Source organism: Photorhabdus aballayi (assembly GCF_026153155.1).
GTDB classification, from domain to species: domain Bacteria; phylum Pseudomonadota; class Gammaproteobacteria; order Enterobacterales; family Enterobacteriaceae; genus Photorhabdus; species Photorhabdus luminescens.
The window spans coordinates 1-6,570 of record NZ_JAPFCD010000102.1; the positions used below are offsets into that span (position 1 = coordinate 1).

At 49.1% G+C, this 6,570-nt stretch carries 1 protein-coding gene; it reads left to right on the forward strand.

All coding sequences use genetic code 11. The features are described 5' to 3' along the window. Positions 1-6,570, forward strand: a 6,570-nt coding sequence (locus tag OO184_RS24265) for a beta strand repeat-containing protein (RefSeq protein ID WP_376712602.1), incomplete at both ends; no start/stop codon positions are given.

The following is a 6,570-nucleotide window of genomic DNA, read 5'->3' on the forward strand; positions in this document are numbered from 1 at the left end:
AGCAAGAAAAATCTGCAACTGGACAGTGGAGAACTCGACAGTACCGGCGGACAAATAAAATCTGATGGCGACATGACATTAGACACCCTCGGGAAAAAGCTAACCACCGCCAAAAGCGGCGACACCAACGGCATTATCAGTGAGGGAACGCTCACCTTAACGACAGGCGAGATCGACAATCGCGATGGCGCCATTATGGGTACCGGAACGACAACTATCACCGGTGGAGAACTCCACAACCAACGAGGAAAACTGGTCAGCAAAACTGGTTCCCTGACATTAACGGTAAACAACACCGACAACAGCGGTGGACTACTGCAATCCGCGGGTAACTTAACATTGGATACACAAGGTGGGCTGCTAACCAACACCCACAGCGGCAAAGACCGGGGCATCATCAGCACAGGCGACATCAAGCTGACGACCCAGGGCGTTAACAACGATGCGGGCCTAATCCATGCGGGTAAGAACCTGATCCTTGACGGGCAGAAAGGAACGATAACCAACCGCAACAGCCAGCCTGATCAGGGTATCCGTAGCTCAGGCGACTTAACGCTGACAGCAAGTGCTATTGATAACCATCAAGGATCTGTGGAAGCGGATAAACAGCTCACCGTAACATCCGGGACCGTTGACAATACCGGTGGTCTGCTGAAATCCGGCGCAACCCTGTCACTCAACACCCAAGGCCAAAAATTAATTAACGCACAGAGCGGAGAAAAACGCGGTATCCGCAGCGGCAGTGACCTGACCCTGGACGCCGGTGAAGTTGATAACACCGCTGGCGTGATAGATTCACAAGGTGAAACCACGCTGACCAGCCAGAACCTCAACAACACCGGCGGTAAAATCCTCTCGCGGAAAAAAGCCGATCTGACAACACAAGCGGTCAACAACCAAAGCGGACTGATACAATCCGCAACCAGTTTGAAATTAGATACACAACAGCATGAACTGACTAACACCGACGGCGGGATCATCGCAGAAGAGGCTTTAGAACTGGTTACTGGTAAACTGATCAACGACCGCGGATCTATCCGTGGTGATCAAACCCACATTAACACTCATCAGCAAGCGCTAAACAACTTGGCGGGCACTATATTCAGTAAGAAAAACCTACAGCTCGACAGTGGAGAACTCAACAGTACTGGAGGAAGAATAGAGTCTGCTGGCGATATGACACTGGACACGCATGGAGAAAAACTGACCACCGCCAAAAAAGGCAAAACCGGCGGCGTTATCAGTCAAGGAACATTGACGCTGACTACTGGCGAGATCGACAACCAAGAGGGTTTTATCAAAGGTAGAGGAACAACGACCGTTACCGGTGGCGAACTGAAAAACCAGGGCGGAACCCTCGCCAGTGAAACCAGCGCGCTCACATTGACCGTGAAAAAAACTGACAACAGCGGCGGCCTGTTGAAATCCGCGGGTGATCTGACACTCGATACACAAGGTGAACTACTGACTAACCTCAACAGCGGCAAGACTGGAGGCATAATCAGTGCAGGCAATGTCAAGCTGACCGCTCAAGGCATCAATAATGAAGCGGGCTGGATCCATGCGGATAAAAACCTGACTCTGAATGGGCAACAAGGCACAATAACCAACCGCAACAGCCAGCCTGAACAGGGGATCTCAAGCCAGGGGGAGTTGGCAATAACTGCGGGTACCCTTGATAACCAACAGGGAAGAGTTATCGCCGATAAGCAGCTCAAAGTGACATCAACAGGAGCCGTTGATAATACCAGCGGTAAAATAGTCAGCCAGAATCAACAACTCACCATGAATACCGGTGAACTGAATAACACGAGTGGTTTGCTGCAATCCAAAACAACCCTTTCTCTTAACACCCACGGCCAAAAGCTGATTAATACGCAAAGCGGGAATGACCTCGGCATACGTAGCGACAGTGACCTAACCCTGGAAGCTGGCGAAATTGATAACACTGCGGGCGTGATAGATTCACAAGGTGAAACTACACTGACCAGCCAAAACCTCAACAACACTGACGGTAAAATCCTCTCGAAGGGAAAAGCCGATCTGACAACACAAGCCGTCAACAACCAACGTGGGCTGATACAATCCTTAGCCAGTCTAAAATTAGATACCCAACAGCATGAACTAACCAACACCGATAGCGGTAAAAACAGCGGGATCGTCGCGGAAGATGTCTTAGAACTGACTACCGGTAAACTGATCAATGACCGCGGCGAAATTCGTGGTAACGAAACCCACATTAACACTCATCAACAAGCGCTAAACAACTTGGCTGGCACCATATTCAGTAAGAAAAATCTAAAACTCGATAGCGGAGAACTCAACAGTACTGGTGGGAGAATAGAGTCTACCGGCGATATGACACTGGACACGCACGGAGAAAAACTGACCACCGCCAAAAGCGGTAAAACCGGCGGCGTTATCAGTAAAGGGACAATGACCCTGACCACCGGTGAAATTGACAACCAAGAGGGTTTTATCAAAGGTACAGGAACAACCACCGTTACCGGCGGTGAACTGAAAAACCAAGGCGGAACCCTTGCCAGTGAAACCAGCGCACTCACATTGACCGTGAAAAAAACCGACAACAGCGGCGGCCTGTTGAAATCCGCGGGTGATCTGACACTCGATACACAAGGCGAACTACTGACTAACCTCAACAGCGGCAAGACCGGAGGCATAGTCAGTGCAGGCAATGTCAAGCTGACTGCTCAAGGTATCAATAATGAAGCAGGCTGGATCCATGCGGATAAAAACCTGACTCTGGATGTGCAACAAGGCACAATAACCAACCGCAACAGCCAACCCGAGCAAGGAATCTCAAGCCAAGGAACACCAACAATAGCCGCAGGTACCATCAATAACCATCATGGGACCATAACAGCCAATCAGCAACTTAAAGTGACATCATCAGGAACCGTTAATAACACTGGCGGTAAAATTGTCAGCCAGAATCAACAACTCACCATGAATACCGGTGAACTGCATAACACCAGTGGTTTGCTGCAATCCAAAACAACCCTTTCTCTTAACACCCACGGCCAAAAGCTGACTAATACGCAAAGCGGGGATGACCTCGGTATACGCAGCGACAGTGACTTGACCCTGGAAGCTGGCGAAATCGATAACACTGCGGGGGTGATAGACTCAAAAGGTAAAACTACACTGACCAGCCAAAACCTCAACAACACCGACGGTAAAATCCTCTCGGAGGGAAAAGCCGATCTGACAACACAAGCCGTCAACAACCAACGTGGGCTGATACAATCCGCTGCCAGTCTGAAACTGGATACCCAACAGCAAAAACTGACGAATACCGATAGCGGAGAACTTAACGGAATCCTCGCAGGGGATAGCCTAAAACTGCTGACAGGTGAACTCATCAATGATCTCGGATATATCCGTGGCGATGAAACTCACATCAATTCTCATCAACAGATATTAAGCAATCTAACCGGCACTATAGTCAGTAAGAAAAACCTGCAACTCGATAGCGGCGAGTTAAACAGTACCGGTGGACTAATAAAGTCTGACGGCAACATGACGCTAGATACTCACGGAGAAAAACTGACCACCGCCAAAAGCGGCGATACCAAAGGCGTTATCAGTAAAGGAACGATGGCCCTGACTGCCGGTGACATCGACAATCAGGATGGGGCGATCATCAGTACAGGAGCAGCAACGGTTACCGGGGGTGAACTGAACAACCAGGGCGGAACCCTTATCAGCGAAAAAGGGGCGCTAACATTATCAGTGAACCAAACTGACAACAGCGACGGTCTGTTGCAATCCGCAGGTAAACTGACTCTCGATACACACGGTCATTCACTGACGAATAAAAACAGTGGTGATCGGGGCGGTATCCGCAGCCAGGACGACATGTTAATTACCAGCGGTGATTTACATAATCAAGCTGGTACGATTACCAATCGTAAAATCGCCACCGTAAATAACACTCAAGACACCATTGTCGGTACCCAACAGATAACGCTGATTACCCAGGCATTTAATAACCAACAAGGCCATGTCCATTCTGATGGCAACCTGAACCTCAACACTCAAGGCCAACGCCTGAATAACACCGGCGACAAAGATAAATCAGGCGAATTCTCTGCCCGAGGAGATTTGACACTGGATATCGGTGAGTTAAACAACGACGCGGGTTTTATCGCCGCGGATAGCAAAACTAAGATTACCAGTACAACCCTGACCAATAAAAAAGGACTGATTGCGGGTAACAGTGGACTGGATATTCATAGCCAGACGCTTATCAACAACAATGGCGCATTAAAGTCAGCAAAAACTGTCAATATTGACACTAACGGGCAGCTACTGGACAACCAACATGGCCGTATTATTGGCGACGACAACACCACCGTGACCAGCGGCAAACTGAATAACCAACACGGACACATTCAGGGCAAAAAACTCACCATCAACACCGGACAAGCCGATACGGATAACCAAGACGGTAAACTGTTGTCAACTGACACCCTGAACCTGAATACCCTACAGCTCGACAACCGTCGCGGACAGGTCAGAGCCATAAGTGACGCGACGATTAACACCCCGAAACAAACGAACAATACTGGCGGCCTTATCCACAGTGACCAACAACTGACACTCAAAACAGCAGAACTTATTAACCGGGAGACTAATCACCCTGACCAGGGTACCGAAGCCCAAGACCTGATAATTGAAGCTCAACAGGTGGATAACACCCAGGGAACATTACAGGGAGCCAACCGTCTGCAAGCTATCATTAATCAGTCTCTGAAAAACGAACAAGGCCTAGTCTCCGGTGGAAAACAACTCACCATCGAAGATAAAACCCAGAAACTGACAGTGAATAACCAGCAAGGCACACTGACTGGGAGTGAAAAGGTCAAAATTAAAGCCAACGCCTTGAGCGGTGACGGTCAAATCTTATCGCAGGGCGATATAGAGGTAAAATTAAAACAAGACTTCCACAACACCGGTAACATCGCTGCCGACGGCAAGCTGTCTCTGGAAACCGACGGCAATATTATCAATGACAGTACAATTAAAGCCGAACAGGCATACCTGGAAGCCCAAAATCTCACCAACACCCAAGCGGCGGAAATCAGAGCTAAGCAAACCGAAGTCAACGTCCGAAACACGCTGACCAACACCGGGCTTATTGACGGCGAACTGACCCATCTCACCGCCAAAGTACTGGACAACACCGGAACCGGACGTATTTACGGTGACCAAATAGCCCTCAAGACCGGCACGCTCAATAACACAGCAAAAGATGATAAGGCCGCCGTCATTGCCGCCCGAGATAAATTAGATATTGGTACCGGAACCCTCAACAACCGTCACCATGCCCATATTTTCAGCGTGGGTGACATGCGCATCGGCGGCCAGTTGGATAATACCCTGACAGCCACCGGTCAGGCCCGTGAGCTCAATAACCACGCGGCGGTAATTGAGGCCGGGAACAATTTGAAGATTCAGGCCGACCAAATTAACAACACCAACGCCGGTTTAGTCACTAAGGTCGTCGAAACAGAAAAATCCCAACGTCATGAAGCGGTATTAAACGGCCATGCTACCCGCTATGACTGGTCACAAGTGGACACTTCTTACAGAAACAAATACGGCATACAAAGAGCTATCATGCCAGACGGCAGCGGGAGTGAAGAATTTCACGAATACCAATACACCCGTACCGTCAATGAAACCCAGATAAAAGAGAGTGATCCGGGTAAAATTTTGTCCGGGGGGAATATGACCCTAAATAGCACGATGCTAACCAATAATGACAGCCAGATAGTAGCAGGTGGAATACTCGGGGGTGATATTGACGAATTGCACAATAACGCCACTAAAGGCGAACGAATCACCACGGATGAAGGTAAACAAATCCACTGGTATGCCAAAAAGAAAAAACGTCGACTCAGGGGAACCAAGATCATCCAAGGAAAAGACAGGGAAGATTATAACCCGGTACCGATAACCGAAATCATCGACCTGAAAGCCCTAGCCTGGCAGGGCAACACGCGTCCAGACGCTACCGGCATAACAATAGATGAAAGGCAAACAAGCCGTGTTCAAAGTGCACCAACCGGGATTAATCTGACCTCAAAAATGGCGGAAGCCGGTGAAGTTACGTTCACAAATGCCACTATCAACGCCATCACACTCCCGAACAGAGACATACCGACTGATCGCCCATTAGTTTCACCTACAGGTCAACAGACTGAGCAGATATTATCGTCCGGCGCAGTGGCATTACCAAACAGAGATGCACTCACTGAACACCCAATATTTTCACCTATAGGCCAACAGACTGAGCAGATATTATCGTCCGGCACAGTAGCGCTACCAAACAGAGATGCTCTGACTGAACACCCGGTACTTCCACCAGTTCAACAAACTGAACGGGTGCTCCCCCCTGTGACTGTTACCTTACCAAACAGTGGTACATTAGATGATCGCCCTCTGGTGTTACCAACAGGCCAACAATTTGAACTGACGCTACCGTCTGATACCGTCAAAGGCCAAAACGTCGAACCCCTTATCCGTATCGTTGCTCCGGATACC